This window comes from Gloeocapsa sp. PCC 7428, from assembly GCF_000317555.1.
GTDB lineage: Bacteria > Cyanobacteriota > Cyanobacteriia > Cyanobacteriales > Chroococcidiopsidaceae > Chroogloeocystis.
Genome location: NC_019745.1, coordinates 4,227,477 through 4,246,228, shown reverse-complemented (window position 1 = coordinate 4,246,228; position 18,752 = coordinate 4,227,477). Strand labels below are relative to the sequence as shown.

At 43.0% G+C, this 18,752-nt stretch carries 18 protein-coding genes and 1 pseudogene; 15 read left to right on the top strand and 4 right to left on the bottom strand.

Annotated elements, in window-relative coordinates; genetic code table 11:
* Positions 1-263 precede the first annotated feature (263 nt).
* Positions 264-1,220: an alpha/beta fold hydrolase gene (locus GLO7428_RS18730; protein ID WP_015190146.1), complete on the top strand. Its 957-nt coding sequence runs from the start codon at positions 264-266 to the stop codon at positions 1,218-1,220.
* Positions 1,221-1,408: 188 nt separating this feature from the next.
* Here GLO7428_RS18730 and GLO7428_RS18725 read toward each other — a convergent pair whose 3' ends face one another.
* A complete protein-coding gene (locus tag GLO7428_RS18725) occupies positions 1,409-1,762 on the bottom strand; it encodes a BON domain-containing protein (protein WP_015190145.1) in 354 nt (117 codons plus the stop codon).
* 235 nt (positions 1,763-1,997) lie between these two features.
* Between GLO7428_RS18725 and GLO7428_RS18720 the strand changes: the two genes are divergently transcribed.
* The 3 genes from GLO7428_RS18720 to GLO7428_RS18710 all read left to right on the top strand — a co-directional run bounded on the left by GLO7428_RS18720 (position 1,998) and on the right by GLO7428_RS18710 (position 5,169).
* Positions 1,998-2,732 carry a 2-phosphosulfolactate phosphatase family protein gene (locus GLO7428_RS18720; RefSeq protein ID WP_015190144.1) on the top strand — a complete coding sequence of 245 codons (735 nt, stop codon included), beginning with the start codon at positions 1,998-2,000 and terminating at the stop codon, positions 2,730-2,732.
* 188 nt (positions 2,733-2,920) lie between these two features.
* Entirely contained in the window at positions 2,921-4,324 is a 1,404-nt protein-coding gene (locus GLO7428_RS18715) for a hypothetical protein (protein WP_015190143.1), read from the top strand.
* A gap of 404 nt (positions 4,325-4,728) precedes the next feature.
* Positions 4,729-5,169, top strand: coding sequence for a response regulator (locus GLO7428_RS18710; RefSeq protein WP_015190142.1), 441 nt, complete (start codon positions 4,729-4,731; stop codon positions 5,167-5,169).
* Here GLO7428_RS18710 and GLO7428_RS18705 read toward each other — a convergent pair.
* The 3 genes from GLO7428_RS18705 to GLO7428_RS18695 all read right to left on the bottom strand — a co-directional run bounded on the left by GLO7428_RS18705 (position 5,117) and on the right by GLO7428_RS18695 (position 7,807).
* Positions 5,117-5,542: a DUF2294 domain-containing protein gene (locus GLO7428_RS18705; RefSeq protein ID WP_015190141.1), complete on the bottom strand. Its 426-nt coding sequence runs from the start codon at positions 5,540-5,542 to the stop codon at positions 5,117-5,119. The two genes, GLO7428_RS18710 and GLO7428_RS18705, sit on opposite strands and share 53 nt — an antisense overlap.
* Before the next feature lie 303 nt (positions 5,543-5,845).
* On the bottom strand, positions 5,846-6,625 hold the full coding sequence (locus tag GLO7428_RS18700; protein WP_015190140.1) for an alpha/beta fold hydrolase: 780 nt from the start codon (positions 6,623-6,625) through the stop codon (positions 5,846-5,848).
* Between the two features lie 99 nt (positions 6,626-6,724).
* Positions 6,725-7,807 carry a potassium channel family protein gene (locus tag GLO7428_RS18695; RefSeq protein ID WP_015190139.1) on the bottom strand — a complete coding sequence of 361 codons (1,083 nt, stop codon included), beginning with the start codon at positions 7,805-7,807 and terminating at the stop codon, positions 6,725-6,727.
* Between the two features lie 516 nt (positions 7,808-8,323).
* On the opposite strand from GLO7428_RS18695, the gene GLO7428_RS26165 reads away from it, so the two are divergent.
* The 11 genes and pseudogenes from GLO7428_RS26165 to egtC all read left to right on the top strand — a co-directional run bounded on the left by GLO7428_RS26165 (position 8,324) and on the right by egtC (position 18,732).
* Entirely contained in the window at positions 8,324-9,340 is a 1,017-nt protein-coding gene (locus GLO7428_RS26165) for a hypothetical protein (RefSeq protein ID WP_015190138.1), read from the top strand.
* 160 nt (positions 9,341-9,500) lie between these two features.
* Positions 9,501-9,920, top strand: a complete 420-nt coding sequence (locus GLO7428_RS18685) for an OB-fold nucleic acid binding domain-containing protein (protein WP_015190137.1) — start codon at positions 9,501-9,503, stop codon at positions 9,918-9,920.
* A gap of 373 nt (positions 9,921-10,293) precedes the next feature.
* Complete coding sequence (locus tag GLO7428_RS18680) at positions 10,294-11,646, top strand: APC family permease (protein ID WP_015190136.1); 1,353 nt, start codon at positions 10,294-10,296, stop codon at positions 11,644-11,646.
* Between the two features lie 110 nt (positions 11,647-11,756).
* The gene (locus GLO7428_RS18675) at positions 11,757-12,419 is read left to right on the top strand and encodes a class I SAM-dependent methyltransferase (RefSeq protein WP_015190135.1); all 663 of its coding nucleotides are present in this window, start codon (positions 11,757-11,759) and stop codon (positions 12,417-12,419) included.
* 86 nt (positions 12,420-12,505) lie between these two features.
* Positions 12,506-13,138, top strand: coding sequence for a fasciclin domain-containing protein (locus GLO7428_RS18670; protein WP_015190134.1), 633 nt, complete (start codon positions 12,506-12,508; stop codon positions 13,136-13,138).
* Positions 13,139-13,210: 72 nt separating this feature from the next.
* Complete coding sequence (locus GLO7428_RS18665) at positions 13,211-14,020, top strand: SDR family oxidoreductase (RefSeq protein ID WP_015190133.1); 810 nt, start codon at positions 13,211-13,213, stop codon at positions 14,018-14,020.
* Between the two features lie 68 nt (positions 14,021-14,088).
* Entirely contained in the window at positions 14,089-14,487 is a 399-nt protein-coding gene (locus tag GLO7428_RS26160) for a pentapeptide repeat-containing protein (RefSeq protein ID WP_015190132.1), read from the top strand.
* Positions 14,488-14,562: pseudogene (locus GLO7428_RS29785) on the top strand (pentapeptide repeat-containing protein); the annotation flags it as partial.
* Between the two features lie 54 nt (positions 14,563-14,616).
* On the top strand, positions 14,617-15,168 hold the full coding sequence (locus GLO7428_RS18655; protein WP_015190131.1) for a pentapeptide repeat-containing protein: 552 nt from the start codon (positions 14,617-14,619) through the stop codon (positions 15,166-15,168).
* 28 nt (positions 15,169-15,196) lie between these two features.
* The gene (locus GLO7428_RS18650; RefSeq protein ID WP_015190130.1) at positions 15,197-17,884 is read left to right on the top strand and encodes a hypothetical protein; all 2,688 of its coding nucleotides are present in this window, start codon (positions 15,197-15,199) and stop codon (positions 17,882-17,884) included.
* Positions 17,885-17,943: 59 nt separating this feature from the next.
* Complete coding sequence (gene egtC / locus GLO7428_RS18645; protein ID WP_015190129.1) at positions 17,944-18,732, top strand: ergothioneine biosynthesis protein EgtC; 789 nt, start codon at positions 17,944-17,946, stop codon at positions 18,730-18,732.
* Positions 18,733-18,752 lie beyond the last annotated feature (20 nt).

Here is an 18,752-nt window from a genome sequence, read left to right as displayed (position 1 = left end):
TCATGCGTGAGCATACTTTTGTTAAAGTTTATCTAAACCCTGCAAAGAAGTGGTACCGAGTGTCATTAATCTTTAGCAAACAGAAGACTATGCTTGTACACAAACATTACTTTAGCAAATTTTTTGGCAGAGTAGGGGTAGGGGAAATCCTACACTTTAGGGCGGATAGCGACATTATTTAAAATAAGTGCGATGTTTGCTAGCGTTTCACAATATTTTGAATAAAATATTAAGAGATAGATATTGTAAATTTATTTTAAATAATGCTTAGTGCGATTCCTTCTGAACGCTGGCAGCAAAGAATCGGTAGTCAAAGAGATTGGGTTTGGCGGGGGTGGCAAACGCGCTATACCTATATCCGTGCCAAAAAATCACTACCTGAAACAAAACCACTCGTTTTACTGCATGGCTTTGGTACTTCGATTGGGCATTGGAGACAGAATTTAGATGTCTTGAGTGAGTCGCACACCGTTTATGCGCTCGATATGCTCGGTTTTGGCGCTTCTGAGAAAGCTGCGGCGAGTTACGGTGTGGCGCTTTGGGTTGAGCAGGTTTACGAGTTTTGGCAGACTTTTGTTCGTCATCCCGTCATTCTAGTCGGAAATTCAATTGGCTCACTAGTATCGCTGGCGGCAGCAGCAAAGTATCCTGAGATGGTGCAAGGCGTCGTTATGCTGAGTTTACCAGATCCATCGTTGGAGGAAGAAGTCGTTCCTGCTGCTGTCCGACCTGTCGTTCAAGCAATCAAATCGTTAGTTGCTTCCCCACCTGTGCTGAAAACAGCATTTCGCTTAGTTAACCGCCCGTCGATTGTGCGGCGGTGGGCGTCGATTGCTTATGCTAACCCTGCGGCGGTAACCGATGAGTTGATAGACATTTTATTAGGTCCAGCCCAAGACCGAGGTTCTGCTCAAGCATTTTATGCAACTATCAAAGCCATATCGAGCGCTAATGGCATTAGTGTCAAAAACTTACTACCCGCTGTTAATGTTCCTATGCTGTTAATTTGGGGACAGCAAGATCGTATGGTTCCTCCAAAATTAGCACAAAAATTTCTGACATATAACCCCAATATGCAGCTATTACAGCTAGAAAATGCAGGACACTGCCCACACGATGAATGTCCTGAAGAAGTCAACCAAGCAATCTTAAATTGGATAAATGATCGTTTGGGAACATCAAAAGACGCTGTAAATTCTTGTGCGGCGATCGCACCGTAATTATATAGCAGAGGTCGGAGGTTCGAGGTTAGAAATCAGGGTTAAACTTCCCTCATGGACATCAATACGAGCTTCGATAATGTCCTAACTCTATTGACTAGGGCTATAAATATCCAAAAAGCATAAATGAACTCTCTACAACGAAATTGTGTAGAGAGCGAATTAATATCTACCTATAGAAAAGACCTTTAACCGATTGTCACTTGATTCGTTTCTACAGATGTTGCGCCATGAACTCCGCGAGCAATCGATACCATTTTGTTAAGAATTTGTTGATCTGGAACTCTACCTTTGAGAACAACAGTACTGCCTGTTTGGGCAACGTATAAAGTATCAATATCATCAAGCGTTGGATCTTGATCGAACGCTAAAGCAACTCGCTTAGCTAACCCGCTTTGATCGTATTCGCCGTTTAATCCCAAACGCTCAGGGGGAATTTGCTGTGTTGTTGCTCCGGCTTGAGCTTGTGGTTGTGGTTGTGTACTAAACGATGGTGCGTTTTTGGGTCGATCAAGTCCAAAAAGTCTTTTTAACCAGCTCATAAGTTTTGTATAACTAAACTATTCAACAGATTCCAATTAAACCAATTTTATAACTCGGCGTCATCTACCTGCGAAAAGATCTTATAGTAAGTATTGACTAGCCTAGCGGATATATGTTTGTAAACAAACAAAGTCAAAATATTGCTGAAAAAATTAGAAATTTTAGGTGTCAGAATAGTCATGCAATTTGGTAAGATGACCAAAGTTTTAATTGCAATTATAGTATAGTTAGGTTGTGAAATTATTCATTTACCACACTCCAGAACTAACGCCAGAAGGTAAAGTACCCGACTGCGCGATCGCCGTCGATGTGCTACGCGCAACAACGACGATTGCTACGGTGTTAGCAGCTGGAGCCGAAGCAGTGCAAGTGTTCAGCGATTTAGAGCAGTTGATACAGGTAAGTGAAGCTTGGTCAACAGAGAAACGACTGCGAGCAGGCGAACGCGGCGGGGCTAAAGTTGTAGGTTTTGATATGGGAAACTCGCCGCTTGATTGTACGCCAGAGCGCGTTCAAGGGCGGCGATTATTTATCAGTACAACGAATGGCACGCGCGCGCTACAACGAGTCCAAAACGCAGCTATCGTTACAGCAGGAGCTTTTATTAACCGCGCGTCAGTTGTTAAGTATGTTATCGCGCAGCAACCAGAAACTTTATGGATTGTGGGATCGGGTTGGGAAGGAAGCTTTTCGCTTGAAGATACCGCGTGTGCTGGCGCGATCGCGCACAGTATCTGGCAACAAACAAAACTACCCTTAGATGAATTGGCTGGCAATGATGAGGTGATGGGGGCGATCGCACTTTATGTCGAGTGGCAAAATAATCTTTTAGAGTTGTTCCACCACGCGAGTCATGGTAAACGATTATTACGCCTTGACTGTCACGAAGATTTAAAATACTGCGCTCAAATGGATATTGTTGATGTGTTGCCTTTACAAACCGAGCCTGGAGTTTTAAAAATAGTGTAATGTGCGATCGCATTGAAATCTAAGTCTTTATCAGATTTATTCCTACTCACTATTCTTATTTGTGTCGTAATACAGGGGCTAATCAAGCATCTGGCGACTTGTGTTGTGGCTAGATTAGAGAAAGCAAGCTGAGGCATCACACTCATCATTGTTAAAAACTTGCTCGTACTCTCGCGCCCTGCAAAATAATGCCAAAACTTAAACCGTATTTTGAGCGTCGCTACCCCTGGAGAGAACGTGGCATTGCGATTCTCGCTTTGATCAATTTGATATTAGTCATTTTTGACTTAACATATTTGTATAGTCGTGATTTCTACCTGCAAACGATTCCGAGCGTGACACGGCTTTACGATCCAGTCAAGGGCATTCAACCGCATCCCGAAACCGAAAGTTATCTTGCACAAGTTGCAGCTTTAGAAACACAAGTTGCGCTGACTGGATTGCAGTCACCCCAAACCGCACGCGAACTTGCGCGAATGCGCGTACTCAGTCAAACACTAATTGAAGATAATCCTTTTGCCGCAGCTTATAAAAGTAGCCAGTTTGAAACGATTAAGCAACGCCTGCGAGTACGCACAGGGGAAACTTTTGCCAGAGATGCATTTGCGAGATTTTGGAGTCAATCGTATCTGACGCAAGCAGGTTGGCAACAAGAGATGGAGTTTTGGCACACGCGCATTTACCCGTTGATGCGTACCAACTATTATCGCAGTGTTAATCGCCTAGATACACCAACGAATCACTTTTGGCTGCTTGATTTACCGTTTGTCGTCATTTTTGCTCTCGATCTGTTGGCGCGAGTGACGACGATTCGCCGCCGTTATCCATATTTAAGTTGGCTAGAAGCAACTTTACGGCGTTGGTATGACGTATTTTTACTTTTACCGTTTTGGCGATTGTTGCGGATACTTCCTGTATCAGTACGTCTTTACCACACTGGTTTATTAAATCTCGATCCTCTACGCGCTGAAGCCCAACGCGATTTTGCGATCAGTTTTGCAGCCGAACTTACTGAAATGGCAGGTATTCAAATTGTAGAGCAGATGCAAAATTCGATCCGTAACGGTGATGTGTTGCGTTGGCTATTGCATCCAGAGTTACGCAAACCGTATGTACAAGTTAACAATGTCAATGAAGTTAGTGCGATCGCCTCACGCTTGTTTCGCATCGGCGTTTACGATGTACTCCCCAAAGTGCAACCTGATATCGAAAACTTGATTCATCATAGCCTTGCGAGTACGCTACACCAACTTCCAGGAAATCGCATCATACAATACATTCCAGGTTTACGTCATGCGGGTAAGAACCAAACGCGAAAGCTAGCTAGAGCTATATTCAGCATGACATACAATAATCTCACCAATTCGATGCAAGACCCTGTAGGAGCCGAACTCACAGCCCGCTTAGGAAGAAACTTACGCGACGCGTTAGAAAACGAGTTGCAAAAAAAACACAATATGCAAGAAATTCAATCTTTATTAATTGATATGTTAGAAGAAATCAAAATCAACTACGTCAAAGGTATTACTGAAGCGGGTAGCGAGCAATTGCTAGAAAAAGCCGAACAGCTACACAAACGGATACGACGTTAGTAAGTCAATAGGTAATAATGTCCTGAGCTTTAATTGCTATGTAGAAGAAATATTTATTCGTCAATTACCTATTACTTATATTAGCCATTCAACACATAGCCAAACGTATATAGGACTAATTGTATACTTTGTAACAAAAATTAATAGGAATTGGTTAAATAATTCTAAAGTTATTGTACTTATAGCCAAAAGCGGCTATTTTATAACGTGTACCTGAATTTAAACTTATCCGCTTGCGATTTTTTTCAAGTCCGCGAAAAAACAGCAACTGAATAAGTTAACTTCGAGCCAATCTCAAACGTAGCGGTTACGTGCTTGGGAATGCCTCGTTCTTGCTAAGGTATCGCTGAACATCTTACACGATTCAAGCGCTTAGCTGGTATGTGTAGAGGAACCCAACGACAATGCTTACTGTGGACTTAGAACACTTTTCCCCAGAAAATTACTTCTTTCCTACAGCAGGAAATTCACTTGCTTTAGTCGTAGATAGTGATTTAGATAGCTTAACGCTAACGGCTGAAATCGTTAAGTTTTGTGGTTGTTGCGCGCTTACTACTACCAATAGTCAAAACGCATTACAGTTAGCGATCGCTCATCAGCCAGCACTTGTGTTATTAGAGCTAATGCTACCAGAAATTGATGGCATTTCTTTAACAATGCAACTACGACAAAGTACATCATGCCCGATTATTGCGGTCACGGGTTTACCTAAATTTTTGTTTCAAGCAAAAGCTTTGGCAGCAGGATGTAATGATTTTATTGAAAAGCCTGTCGTTGTTGAAAGTTTAGAAACTACAATTTTTCGCTTTTTAAACATTTCTTCTTCCGCTTCACCTTCGGAATAGTCTCTAAATCTCGCACCGCAGGTAATCCTGATAAAATGACAATTATTCCTGAAATACTACTATTTAAATCGGTCGCTGTAAGGATAGTGCTAACTGCGACGCCTGTCACTTCTTCAACCAGTTTAATTAACTGTGGCTTGATTGCTACGTCGATATGCGATCGCACTTCTTGGGCTAACTCTTGGCGGTGAGTTGCTAGTAAAAATTTCTCTGAAAGCGTTACAGATTTTTCTAAAACAATTGCTAATTTGTCATCAAAAAATTGACAAATCACTTGTTCGGGACGCTGTCCTAGTTCAGCTAAATATAATGCTTGAATTTGTTGCCTCAGGGTTCGTTCTATTTGCCCGCGTGTAGGTTTTTGCGTACTCATTTATCGTATATAATGCGAAGCTTAAGATAGTAGTACTGTCACTGAAAATTAGTTTGTATAACTTATACTCCAATATTTTTTTACATGATTGATTATACAGCTATTCAAGTATTAACTAGCTGCTCAAACTAAAGAAACGACTTCTTTTGATTGTGGATGACTTTTACTGTATATAAGGATAAAGATGTAAAAACTATCTTTCCCTCTATCCAAAGCATAGAATTAATTTTGGACTGCTAAATTTTATTGCATATAAAGAAATATGTCTTTGGCTATATACTATTCAACCTTATAAATTAAAGCCTAAAGCAATCGCTCGACTTCATCAAAGAAATTAAAAACAAGATCGACGCACTTTTGTTCGTGGTAAAAAATCCATTCATGATATTCACCCTCTAGAATAGTTAATTGAGCGTGAGGAATTCCTTCGTAGAAATCATAAGCAAACTTAACAGGAACAAATAAATCGCGATCGCCCCAAACTACCAAAGTAGGACATTGAACCTTTGGCAGCAACGGACGTAAATCTTTTTCTAAAGCTATCCAGGTAGCTTGTATCATATTTTGAGGTTTAAAAATCCAATTACTAACCAATGCTTTAATAAAAAGCAGCATTGGTTCAAGCTTGAATTTTCCAAGTTGTGCAGGAAAATCAATCAATCGCCGTAGCGCTACTTCAGGCAAAGAACCTAAAGGTATTCCTGTACTATCAATAATGATAAGACTTTTAACCAGCGAAGGATGTGTTGCTGCTAAAACAACCCCGACTGCACCCCCGCCTGAGTGTCCGACCACATGAACTTGTTGTAAATTTAAAGCTGCTAAAAAAGTAATCAGACAATCAACATATCCGTTATAGTCAGCTACAGAATTAGGAAAAGAAGTTTTACCAAAGCCTGGTAAATCTGGCGCAATAACACGATATTTCTGCGATAAAAGATGTAACGTTGTTTGATAAGGCTCGGTTGCTATTGTCCAACCATGTAAAAATAAGATTGTTTCAGAATGAGCATCTCCGCCTTCTAAATAAACCGTTTGATAGTTGTTTAATTTAATAGGTTTTTCTTGTAGTTGATAACTCATACCAAATCTGGTTAATTAGTTTTAACAAAGTAGTCAGTAAAGGTAAAGGGTGAGTTGAGAGTTGACAAAGCCTTCCTACACTCTCTTCACTGTCAACTATCATCTAAAATCAGGCGGTGCGATCGCACTCCACTCGTATTCCAAGTAGCTGGCTAACGCCATTAACTTCGGGTTCCAGTGGCGACGTAGCGCAACGTATAAATCTGCACCAGCTTCTAAATCAGGTGTTGTTGCAATTCCTTGTGCAGCCAAATAGGCAATCGCCTTATCATAGCGCGATCGCCACATTTGTTCGGATTGTGTCCTCTTGCGCGTAGCATGACCAGGAAGAAACAACTCAGACAACTCCGCTAAAAATTGCATTCCACTTTCTTCTAAACCTTCGACTGCTGCTGAAGCGACTAACGAGTGATAGCTATTTTCATCCAGCGCGCTTTTAATCAGCGTCACTGTATCCATTGCTAAAAAAATAACTCGTGCTAATGCATAATAGCTTTCCTGTAAGCGGAAATAGCCTAACGCGGGATACGAATGATTGGACTCTAGTAAATTCAACAGATTTTGAGCTATGTTCGTGAGATCTTGATGAGTACTACTATCAAAGCTTCCACTCGAACCCATACGTGCTAACATTACTGCTGCATCTGCGGTTCTGCCTGTACGGTGATGAAGACTCAAGGCAAAAATATTACGTTGCATCAGCTGGTTATATACCGACTGCAAAAAAGTTAACGTAACTGTAAACACAGAAAAGCCTAGAATTGATTCGAGGATCATCAGCAAACGATAAGTCCCTGTTTGGGGTGTAATATCACCCGTCCCTAAAGTTACGAGCGAGTATCCACTGTAGTAGATTGCTGTAGCAAAATCTGTAGGAGTCTCTTTGCCCTCCATTTGGATTTCAGTGCCTAATGCAGACCAATAGATTAATGCAAATCCTACAACAAGTAATAATACCCACATGGCAATCGTTGCAACTAGCAGTGTGGGACCCATATACGAGAGGATGCGATCGCGCTTACGCACAAAACCAGCACTGAAGCGAAACACTTGCCACAATCCGCGCGCTAGCGGCACGCTGATTATACCCCTTTCACCTCTGGGGTACAACACTGTCATATAAATATCTGCAAGCGCTAATACGACTAACCCTGTTCCGACAACTTGTGATAACCAGCCCATTCGTGTTTCATCCTCACCTCAACTCAAGCGAGGCTACATTGCTTTCTCATAACAAGAGTGCCAGTGAATCAAACTTAGTCGCAAGTCAGAAATTTTATGAGGAATTGTGGATGTGACGAGCGCACAATTCATTTTAGAGTCTTAATGATACCAAATTAATATATTTAATATCTTAATTAGATACCGCAGTTTAGATACAAAAAGCAATAAAATGTTGCAATAGTATCAGAATTAATGTTAAATCCAGTTAACAATCAATACTCGATTGTAGACGATACGAGGAGTGAGGAGCAGAATATGAAAGCTACAGCGAATTTTGTAAGACCTTCTGCGTATTCTTTCTGGTAGATACCTAAATTTTTGTGCGAAACGCAAGTATAACTTTTGGCAGAAATCTTTTTGATACCAAGCTTTTGTCACATTTGCGTCACATTTGTCAGGAAGACTGAAGATAGTCAATCCAGTCTATCACCCTGAATCACTGAGGTCAATGTAAGGAATACTAAGGAATAACGTATGAAAACCATTTTGTTCAGGCGTGCTTCACTAGTAGCAAGTCTCACAGCAGCAGGCATTGTTACTAGTGCAGTATCAGCTCAGGCTCAAGCCGTTAATTATGATGTGCAAACAACTGCGGATGCAAACAGCAATGTTTCAACTTCAGCGTCTGCACTGGTGGGTGGAAATGCGCCTGGTACAGATGGCAATCGTTCCATCATGCTAAGTCAGGCTAACCTAGATAACCTAGGACCGACGCAAGGCGATATTGATGACCAAATCGAATCAGCCCCACCCAACCCTTTAAACCAAACAACTCCAGGTACAGACGGCACGACCACTCCAAGTCCTAGTCCGAATCTCGTTCAACCCCAGCCAGCCCCAGGAACAGATCCATTTGCTCCTGGCACGCAAACGCAACCAGGTACGACGTTCCCAGGACCAACGCAAACACAGCCAGTGCCTGGCACTACACCAGACCCGACGTTCCCAGGACCAACGCAAACACAGCCAACCCCTGGCCTTGCACCAGATCCTACTTTTCCAGAACCGACAACACCGCAGCAAGTACCTGACACCACAACTCCAGATACAACTGTAGAACCGGCGATTGTACCTGGTACAGCAACGCGTGGTGGTGCTAGCTACATCGGTGTTGGTGGTAATATTGGCTTCGGTGGAGAAACTACTCTCAGTGAAGGTGCTTTTGCTGTTTACAGTAAGATTGGCTTGACTGATACTTTTTCAATTAGACCAGCAGCATATTTTGGAGACAATACAGTAATTGCTATCCCAATTACTGCTGACTTTCCACCCGCAGAAACAGGAGTAGCAGCAGCACAGCTTAACGTGGCTCCTTATATCGGTGCGGGAATTGCAGTATCTACAGGTCAAGATAGCACCGTCGGTGCTTTGATTAGTGGTGGTGTTGACGTACCACTAACGGAACAGTTTACAGCAACTGCGGGTGTCAACATCGGTTTTATTGATGACACTGAAGTTGGATTATTAATTGGAGTAGGTTACAACTTCTAAACTACGTTAGGTAAGATCCCTAAGTTGGTATAAACATTAAAGCTCCTTACACGCGCTTAGGGATTGCCTAACATTGAATCATGTCACCTGATGTTCATGTTGCTGTCACTCCACTGTCACATTTACTTTTAACAATATTGACAATACAAGGAGATCAGCTATGAACAAGCGATTTTTACTTGGCTTGGCTATAGCAGCGTCAGTTTCCGCATTAGGAATACCTACTATAGCGCGATCGCAAATACGAATTGGCGATCTACAGCAACGCCCTCCTGGAACAACGATATCCGGTAAAGTGACGAGCGTTGTTGGTAATGACTTTATCCTTGAAGATGAATCAGGGCAAATTATCGTTGATGCTGGACCGCAGTGGTGGCAACAAATCAACATCTCTCCAGGAGAACAAGTCACTGTCAATGGTGAACTAGGGAGAGGCGGTGAGTTTGATGCTTTCTCGATTACGAGAGCCAATGGTACAGTAATTCAAATTCGCCCCGCACAAGGTCCACCGCCTTGGGCTGGCGGTCCTAATCGCGCTCCTGGAGCTAGAGGCAGAGGCAACGCTCCGGCACGAAATTAGTTAATAAAAATAGACCTCACTATACCTAGCTACGGTGTACACATAAATAGTCGGTATCTAGCACGCGTCCCTGGCGAACCGCCTCCCAACCTCCCACAGGTGGGGGATGCAAGGGGGCGAAAAAGCTTGGAGCGACGCCAGTCTAGACTTATGTGTACGCGGTAGCTATATTTAGGGGAGGCAAGAAGCAAATCAGCTTTAGCTTCCCCTTAGTGGTAGTTATTGCACTCGTGCCATTCGCTGAATAAGACCAGGTAATACCATGTCACTTTGAAGTTACTACAAATAGGCAGCAGAGGAGCAGAGGAGAAATGATTTGTCGTTTTTAATTAGTGAAATGGTATAGCACAAACCGCTTGGAACAAAATTGATAGTGGAGCAACGAGAACACAACTTAAATCAAGAAGGGGTAACAAGCACTGCAACAGCACCTGAGCCAGCACTAGCGTTTGGAGATGCGATCGCAATTATTGTTGGTATCGTTATCGGTGCAGGGATTTTTGAAACACCCGCGCTGGTTGCTGCAAATAGCGGTAATGGCATTGTGGCGCTTGGAGCTTGGGTTTTGGGGGGTCTGATATCATTACTCGGCGCACTATGTTATGGCGAGTTAGCAACAACCTATCCGCACACAGGCGGTAATTATTATTACTTGCTACGTGCGTTTGGCAAACCTGTTGCTTTTTTATTTGCTTGGGCGCGCATGACCGTGATTCAAACTGGCTCGATTGCATTGCTAGCATTTGTTTTTGGTGATTATGCTTCACAGCTATTTCGCCTAGGAACTTATTCACCTTCGATTTATGCAGGATTGGCGATCGCCCTCTTAACTGGTTTGAATATTGTTGGCGTACAACAAGGCAAAGTGGCACAAAATTGGTTAACCGCAGCCAAGGTTCTAGGTTTGTTACTCGTGGTAGGTGTCGGTTTAGCCGCAACGATTGAATCTCCGCAACCATCGACTATTTCAACCGAAAGCAGTTTGGGATTAGTCATGATTTTTGTGTTGCTGTCCTACGGTGGTTGGAACGAAGCTGCGTATATTTCTGCGGAGATCCGCAATGTCCGACGTAATATGGTGCGATCGCTCGTTTGGAGTCTTGGGATTATTACAGCAATTTATTTGCTGATCAACCTTGCTTATCTGCGTGGTTTAGGGCTTGCAGGAACTGCCGGTTCACAAGCTGTCGCCGCCGATTTGATGCGTGGTGCATTTGGAACGCCTGGTGCGGTGTTTATCAGTTTTCTAATTGCGATTTCTACTTTAGGTGCTACAAATGCCACAATTTTTACAGGTGCGCGGACAAATTATGCGTTAGGGCAAGACTTCGCCGGATTTACCTTTCTCGGTCGCTGGCAAAGAGGTGGTAATACTCCAGCAGGTGCTTTACTCGTCCAAGGTGCAATTTCTTTAGTACTTGTTGTATTTGGAACTTTAGCTCCACGCAACGGCTTTGAAACGATGGTGGACTATACAGCGCCGGTATTCTGGTTCTTTTTTTTACTCTCTGTCACGACAATCTTTGTGCTACGACAGCGCGAACCTCAAGTACGTAGACCTTTCCAAGTGCCGTTTTATCCTGTAACTCCGCTCATTTTTTGTATCATTTGTATCTATTTGCTTTACTCTAGTGTAACTTATACCGGAATTGGCGCGCTTCTAGGTTTAGTCGTCGTCATCTCAGGCATACCACTTTTGTTTTGGACGCGCAAGCAGCAAACTTGAGCAAGAAGATCATACCAGTTTGGATTTTGAAACTGATCGCCAAAAGATTGTCAGACGTCCGTACATAGCCAAGATTAATCCAATTGGTATCAAAAGGAGAAATTGAGTATATGCATCGAACGATCAAAAGTTTATTAGTTGCAAGTTTGGGTGCGGGTAGTTTACTCGTTGCTGGGTGCGAGCAACAACGTCAATTTGAAGTAGAAGCACAACAACCTACACCTACAGTTCAAACGCAAGCACCTGCGCCCACAACTGCGCCGACGCAACCGCAAGAACGCGCACCCGATGTGCCTTATGTGCCAACTCCGCAAGAGGTTGTAGACCAAATGTTGCAGTTGGCAAATGTCACAAGTAACGATGTGTTGTACGATCTAGGAAGTGGTGACGGTAGAATCCCGATTACCGCCGTCCAAAAGTTTGGTGCAAGTCGGGCTTATGGAATTGAAATTAATCCCGAACTTGTGCAGCGGGCGCGCCAAAATGCGGAAACTGCCAATGTAAGCGATCGCGTGCAAATTGTCCAACAAGATCTGTTTCAAACCGATTTGCGGGAAGCTAGTGTAGTTACACTTTATCTTTTACCTGATATCAACATCAAGTTACGTCCCAAGTTGCTACGAGAGTTAAGACCTGGTACTCGCATTGTCTCCCACGACTTTGATATGGGCGAATGGCAACCGGATAACGTCGTTCGCGTCCAAGGACCAAGCCGCCAACACACGCTTTACGTCTGGACAGTACCCGAAAACGTTCCCGCAAACTTGCAATAGCGGGGAGTGAGTAGTGATTGGTGATAAGTGATTAACCACTAGCTACTAACAACTTCAGAAATTTAGAAAACATTCAGGAGCATCTCATGACAACGAATAAACGTAAATCTACACTCAGAAAATTTGCTGGAATTTTAGGTGGAATTGCAATTTTACCGGTATTAGCAGCGTGTGGTCCAGAAACCACGACAACTCAGGTATCACCCGCACCGGAAGCAACTCCTACGATTACTCCTGCACCAGGCGAAACACCTGCCGATCAAACAACTCCAACAGCACCAACAGCAGGAGCCACAGACTCGATTGTCAACGTTGCAAGTGGCGACCCCCGCTTTAGTACTTTGACCGAATTGGTGAATGCTGCGGGTTTAGCCGAAACGCTTGAAGGACAAGGACCTTACACGGTGTTTGCACCAACAAACGAAGCCTTTGCTGGATTGTCAGAATCGACGCGCCAGCAACTGTTACAACCAGAAAACCGCGAAACGTTAAGAAGAATCTTGCAGTATCACGTAGTTCCTGGAGAAGTCACATCAGATCAATTGCAACCAGGAGAAGTGGCTACTGCTGAAGGTAGTCCTGTCAATGTCCAAGTTGATGCAGCAGCGAGCCAAGTTAGGGTTAATGATGCGACAGTAACTCAACCAGATATCCAAGCCAGCAATGGTGTGATCCATGCAATTGATAGCGTCATTCTTCCCCCAAACCTTAACCTATAGGTGAAATAGTGTAAGGGTGTACTGCGGTACACCCGCGCAATTCCAATTTTGCATTCTTAAAGGTTGGTGCATATGCAAGGTCTTAAAGGAAAAAACGCTTTAGTGACGGGTGCAACTTCGGGGATTGGTCAAGCGATCGCCATTCGCCTCGCCCAAGAAGGAGTGAATGTCGCCATTAACTACCGTAAAAGCCCAGATGATGCGGCAGAAACCGAAGAGCAGATGATGCAAAAAGCCTGTGGTGATGTTGAAAATTGTGGCGTCAAATCGCTACCCGTGCAAGGCGATGTCTCTAAAGAAGAAGACATTATCCGAATGGTCAACACTGTCGTTGAACAATTTGGCAGTTTAGATATTCTCGTTAATAATGCAGGAATTCAAACTGAATGTCCTTCGCATGAAATTGAAACAGATGACTTTGACCGCGTAATCTCAGTTAACCTACGCGGTGCTTATCTTTGTGCGCGGGAAACAATTAAACACTTACTTTCTCAAAATCGGCAAGGAGTGATTATTAATATCTCCAGCGTTCATGAAATTATTCCGCGACCGATGTATGTCAGTTATTCCATTAGTAAAGGTGGTATGGAAAATCTGACAAAAACTTTGGCTTTAGAGTATGCAGATCGCGGTATCCGTGTCAACGCTGTAGCACCTGGAGCGACAATTACGCCAATTAATGAAGCGTGGACAGACGACCCAGAAAAGAAAGCCGAAGTAGAAAGTCATATTCCGATGGGGCGTGCGGGAACTTCTGAGGAAATGGCAGCAGCTGTCGCTTTTTTAGCATCAAGTGAAGCCGCCTATATTACCGGACAAACTTTATTTGTAGATGGTGGACTCACACTTTATGCAGATTTTCGCGAAGCTTGGTCGGCTTAAAGGTAGATGATAGAACCTCCGTACTTTTGACAGGATTGGTAAAAACAATCACTGTGAGGAGTTACATAATGAATCGATTCGCTGCGAAAACTATGGTTGTAGGTACTGTCGCATTAAGTTCTTTAGGTATTGCAGTCGGCTTTTTACTCAATCTACCCCAAGCGATCGCACAATCAACAACACAATCTTCTGAACTACAACGGTTACTCAACACAAAACAATGCCCTGGCTGCAATCTTCGTGGTGCTAACCTGCGAAATGCCAATTTAGAGGAGGCAAACCTGAGCGGCGCTAATCTCCAAGGAGCCAATCTACAGAATGCTGACTTGGAAAAAGCTAATCTTCAAGGTGCTAACTTACAACAAGCAAATTTGAGTGATGCAGACTTACAAGAGGCAAACTTACAAAACGCTAACTTACAAAACGCCAACTTGCGAAGCGCTGATTTAGAGGATGCAAATCTGTAAGGAACGAACCTCGATGGAGCTAATTTGCAAGGAGCCGATTTAGAAGGAACAATTCGCGCTAATCAAAACCGGTAATTTAATTGAGACGCAGAATAACAAGCAATGAGCATAAGGAGGAATTAATAATCTATGAATAAATTAGCTACAAAAACAGCAATTCTTTGGGTGACAGCCTTGGGTCTTTTCGGTTGCACCACTACTGGAATCACAACGCAGGAGCCTCAAGCAGTTGCACAGTCGCCAACACAATCGGTAGCACAAGCACCAACACAATCTTCGGAAGTACAGCGCTTACTCAATACTAGACAATGCCCTGGATGTAACCTCAGTGGTGCAGATTTGCAAGATGCTAACCTAGAAGGAGCTAATCTTCAAGGCGCTAATCTTCAAGGCGCTAATCTCCAAAGTGCGGACTTGGATCAGGCTAACCTGCGTGATGCCAATCTACAGCAAGCTAATTTAAGAGATGCTGACCTAGAAGAAGCCGACTTGCAAGGTGCAAATCTTTCAGGTGCTAATCTCCAAAGTGCGGACTTGGAAGAGGCTAATCTCCAAAACGCCAATTTCCAAAATGCCAACTTACAAAATGCAGACTTAGAAGACGCCCGTGTACAAGGTGCTAACTTTGATGGGGCAAATCTCCAAGGTGCTGACTTAGAAGGAACGAATTTGAGAAGATAGACAAGTAAGCACTCAGGGAGCGATACTGATGACTCAAGAAGAAATCAGACTCGAAGAAAATCGCACGCGTCAAGCCTACTGGAAACGCTGGGGACCGTACCTTAGCGAACGTCAATGGGGGACAGTGCGGGAAGATTACAGCGCGACTGGTTCAGCTTGGGATTATTTTCCTCACGATCATGCTCGCTCCCGTGCTTATCGGTGGGGGGAAGATGGTATTGCCGGAATTTCAGATAATCATCAGCGGTTGTGTTTTGCGATCGCCCTCTGGAATGGTGTCGATCCGATTCTTAAAGAACGTATTTTCGGCTTGACTGGACCTGAAGGCAATCATGGCGAAGATGTTAAAGAATATTACTTTTATCTTGACAACACGCCCTCTCATGCTTACATGAAGTGCTTGTACAAGTATCCGCAGCAAGCTTTTCCCTATGCCGAATTAGTACAAGAAAATCAGCGCCGTGGCTATCACGACCCAGAGTTTGAATTACTCGATACAGGAATCTTTGATGGCGATCGCTACTTTGATGTCTTTGTTGAATACGCCAAAAACACCGACGAAGATATCTTAATTAAAATCAAAGTTGTTAATCGCGGTTCGGAAGAAAAAACGCTACATTTACTTCCGACTTTATGGTTTCGGAATACCTGGTCGTGGGAAGAAAATAGCCAAAAACCTCTTTTAAAGAAACTTAAATCAGATGCATTTAGTGTAATTGAAGCCGCACATCCGACATTAGGCGAAAGATGGCTGTATTGCGAAGCCGCTAGCGAACTTCTCTTCACTGAAAACGAAACTGATTACGAAAGATTATTTGGCGAACCTAATAAATCACCTTATGTGAAAGATAGCATTAACGATTACGTTGTTTATGGTAAGAGAGAAGCTGTCAATCCTGACCAAATAGGAACAAAAGTTTCTCCTTACTATGTATTAAATATTGGTGCAGGACAAGCAAAAGTTATCTGTTTAAGACTTTGCGACACACCTAATTTAACTGCGCCTTTTGGTGAAGAATTTGAGCAAGTTTTTGCAACGCGTCAACACGAAGCCGACGAATTTTATCAGCGGATTTCTCCTAACGTTAGCGATCCCGATGCGCAAAGCGTGCAGCGTCAAGCCTTTGCTGGCTTACTGTGGACAAAGCAGTTTTATCATTACGTCATCGAAGATTGGTTACACGGCGATCCGACCCAACCAACACCACAGCGAACCTACAAACGCAATCAAGAATGGATACATCTATTTAATGATGATATTCTTTCGATGCCTGATAAGTGGGAATTTCCTTGGTTTGCCGCGTGGGATTTAGCTTTTCATGTTATACCGCTAGCGATGATTGATCCTGATTTTGCTAAGCGTCAGATGGATCGCCTAACACGCGAGTGGTATCTACATCCTAACGGACAAATGCCTGCGTATGAATGGCATTTTAGTGATGTTAATCCCCCTGTTCACGCGTGGGGAACTTGGCGCGTCTATCAAATTGAAAAACAAATGTATGGACGTGCAGATAAAGAATTTCTCGAACGTGTATTTCAAAAATTACTTTTGAATTTTACTTGGTGGGTAAATCGTAAAGATGAAGAAGGCAATAATGTCTTTCAAGGTGGATTTTTAGGATTAGATAATATTGGGATTTTTGACCGGAGTTCCGAATTACCCACAGGTGGACAACTCGACCAATCAGATGGTACAAGTTGGATGGGGATGTACTGTTTAAATATGTTGGCGATCGCGCTTGAATTAGCCAAAGATAATCCTCCTTATGAAGATATTGCTAGCAAGTTTTTTGAACACTTTCTCTATATTGCTGATGCGATGAATCATATCGGCGATACTGATGTTCATTTGTGGGACGATACTGATAATTTCTACTACGATGTTTTACACTTTCCCCATAATGAACGAGTTCATCTCAAAGTTCGTTCGATGGTTGGGTTAGTGCCAATTTTTGGTGTAGAAGTTCTCGAACAAGCAACATTAGACGCCTTTCCTGGTTTTAAGAAACGATTTGAGTGGTTTATTAACAATCGCTCCAATTTGACTAGAAATATTGCTTGTATGGAGGCAGAAGGCGTAGGAGAAAGGCGATTACTCGCAATTGTCAATCAGAATAAGTTACGATTAATTCTCCAAAAAATGTTAGATGAAACAGAATTTTTGAGTGATTATGGTATTCGCTCGCTTTCTAAGTTTCATGCAAAAAATCCTTACATTTTTAATGTGGGAAATACGCAGTATCGCGTAGATTATGAGCCAGCAGAGTCAACAAGCGGAATGTTTGGAGGAAACTCTAATTGGCGCGGTCCTGTATGGTTTCCTATGAATTTCTTAATTATCGAATCGCTGCAAAAGTATCACAACTATTTAGGCGATGAATTTACTGTAGAGTGTCCTACAGGTTCAGGTAAACATATGAACCTAGAAGAAGTTGCTACCGAGTTATCACAGCGATTAATGCGGATATTCTTAAAATCATCGCAGCGTAGACCTGTATTTGGCGGAATCGAGAAGTTTCAGAATGACCCGCATTGGCAAAATTGGATCTTGTTCCATGAGTATTTCAACGGCGATGACGGCGCAGGGCTTGGCGCTAATCATCAAACAGGTTGGACAGGTTTAGTCGCGGACTTAATTCATCAAGCGTATCAACACGCACCTTCGGAAACTGAGCGATCGCAAAAATCTTTAAAAGCATCAGTGATTGATTAATCCCTAGATGACACGTGCTTACAATAGTGAAGCATTGTTACAACAAGACAGCTTTACCTATGTGCCGTTTGCTTGCCTATCTAGGTTCATCGATTTTGCTCGATCGCATATTAACCAAGCCAGAACACTCCTTGATTGTGCAAAGTTACCAGCCACGTGAGATGAATTCGGGACTACTTAATGCTGACGGATTCGGAATCGGTTGGTATCACGCGCAAAAAGAGACAAATCCGTTTACATACAAAAATGTACTCCCAATCTGGAACGATCCAAATCTTTCTAGTTTAGGACGCTACATCGAATCAGGATGCGTGTTGGGGGCAGTACGCAGTGCAACAGCAGGTCAAGCGGTAGATTTAAGTAATTGTCAACCTTTTGATTATCAGCAGTTACTGTGCGTTCATAACGGTCGAATTGAAAATTTTCGCGACACGTTAGCTAGACCATTACGCGATCGCTTAAGCGACGTGGCGTATAAATCGATTAAAGGTAGCACCGATTCTGAACACTTTTTTGCATTGATTATTGAAGAATTACACAATAATCCCACTGCTACACTCGCGCAAGCACTGCAAAATGCTCTACTTACACTAGATCAGTTAACGACATCGCGTGACATCAGCGCATCCGCCAACATGATTATCAGTGACGGACAACAGCTAGTTGCTTCGCGGTTTGCAACTAACACACAAACACCCTCACTTTATTGGCTACGCGATGACCCAACGTATCCAGAGTCAGTCATCATTGCTTCAGAGCCTTTATTTGCGGCTGATTGGAATCCTGTTCCTGAACAAAGCATTCTTACTGTAGGCAAAGACCTGAATGTTCAAATTGCTCAACTATAGTGCTAAAACATAATTTTTAT

Coding starts and splice junctions, on each gene's coding strand:
- GLO7428_RS26165 (WP_015190138.1), top strand. CDS start 8,324: ATGAAAACCATTTTGTTCAGGCGTGCTTCACTAGTAGCAAGTCTCACA.
- GLO7428_RS18695 (WP_015190139.1), bottom strand. CDS start 7,807: ATGGGCTGGTTATCACAAGTTGTCGGAACAGGGTTAGTCGTATTAGCG.
- egtC (WP_015190129.1), top strand. CDS start 17,944: ATGTGCCGTTTGCTTGCCTATCTAGGTTCATCGATTTTGCTCGATCGC.
- GLO7428_RS18710 (WP_015190142.1), top strand. CDS start 4,729: ATGCTTACTGTGGACTTAGAACACTTTTCCCCAGAAAATTACTTCTTT.
- GLO7428_RS18730 (WP_015190146.1), top strand. CDS start 264: ATGCTTAGTGCGATTCCTTCTGAACGCTGGCAGCAAAGAATCGGTAGT.
- GLO7428_RS18670 (WP_015190134.1), top strand. CDS start 12,506: ATGACAACGAATAAACGTAAATCTACACTCAGAAAATTTGCTGGAATT.
- GLO7428_RS26160 (WP_015190132.1), top strand. CDS start 14,089: ATGAATCGATTCGCTGCGAAAACTATGGTTGTAGGTACTGTCGCATTA.
- GLO7428_RS18700 (WP_015190140.1), bottom strand. CDS start 6,625: ATGAGTTATCAACTACAAGAAAAACCTATTAAATTAAACAACTATCAA.
- GLO7428_RS18725 (WP_015190145.1), bottom strand. CDS start 1,762: ATGAGCTGGTTAAAAAGACTTTTTGGACTTGATCGACCCAAAAACGCA.
- GLO7428_RS18715 (WP_015190143.1), top strand. CDS start 2,921: ATGCCAAAACTTAAACCGTATTTTGAGCGTCGCTACCCCTGGAGAGAA.
- GLO7428_RS18675 (WP_015190135.1), top strand. CDS start 11,757: ATGCATCGAACGATCAAAAGTTTATTAGTTGCAAGTTTGGGTGCGGGT.
- GLO7428_RS18705 (WP_015190141.1), bottom strand. CDS start 5,542: ATGAGTACGCAAAAACCTACACGCGGGCAAATAGAACGAACCCTGAGG.
- GLO7428_RS18665 (WP_015190133.1), top strand. CDS start 13,211: ATGCAAGGTCTTAAAGGAAAAAACGCTTTAGTGACGGGTGCAACTTCG.
- GLO7428_RS18650 (WP_015190130.1), top strand. CDS start 15,197: ATGACTCAAGAAGAAATCAGACTCGAAGAAAATCGCACGCGTCAAGCC.
- GLO7428_RS18685 (WP_015190137.1), top strand. CDS start 9,501: ATGAACAAGCGATTTTTACTTGGCTTGGCTATAGCAGCGTCAGTTTCC.
- GLO7428_RS18655 (WP_015190131.1), top strand. CDS start 14,617: ATGAATAAATTAGCTACAAAAACAGCAATTCTTTGGGTGACAGCCTTG.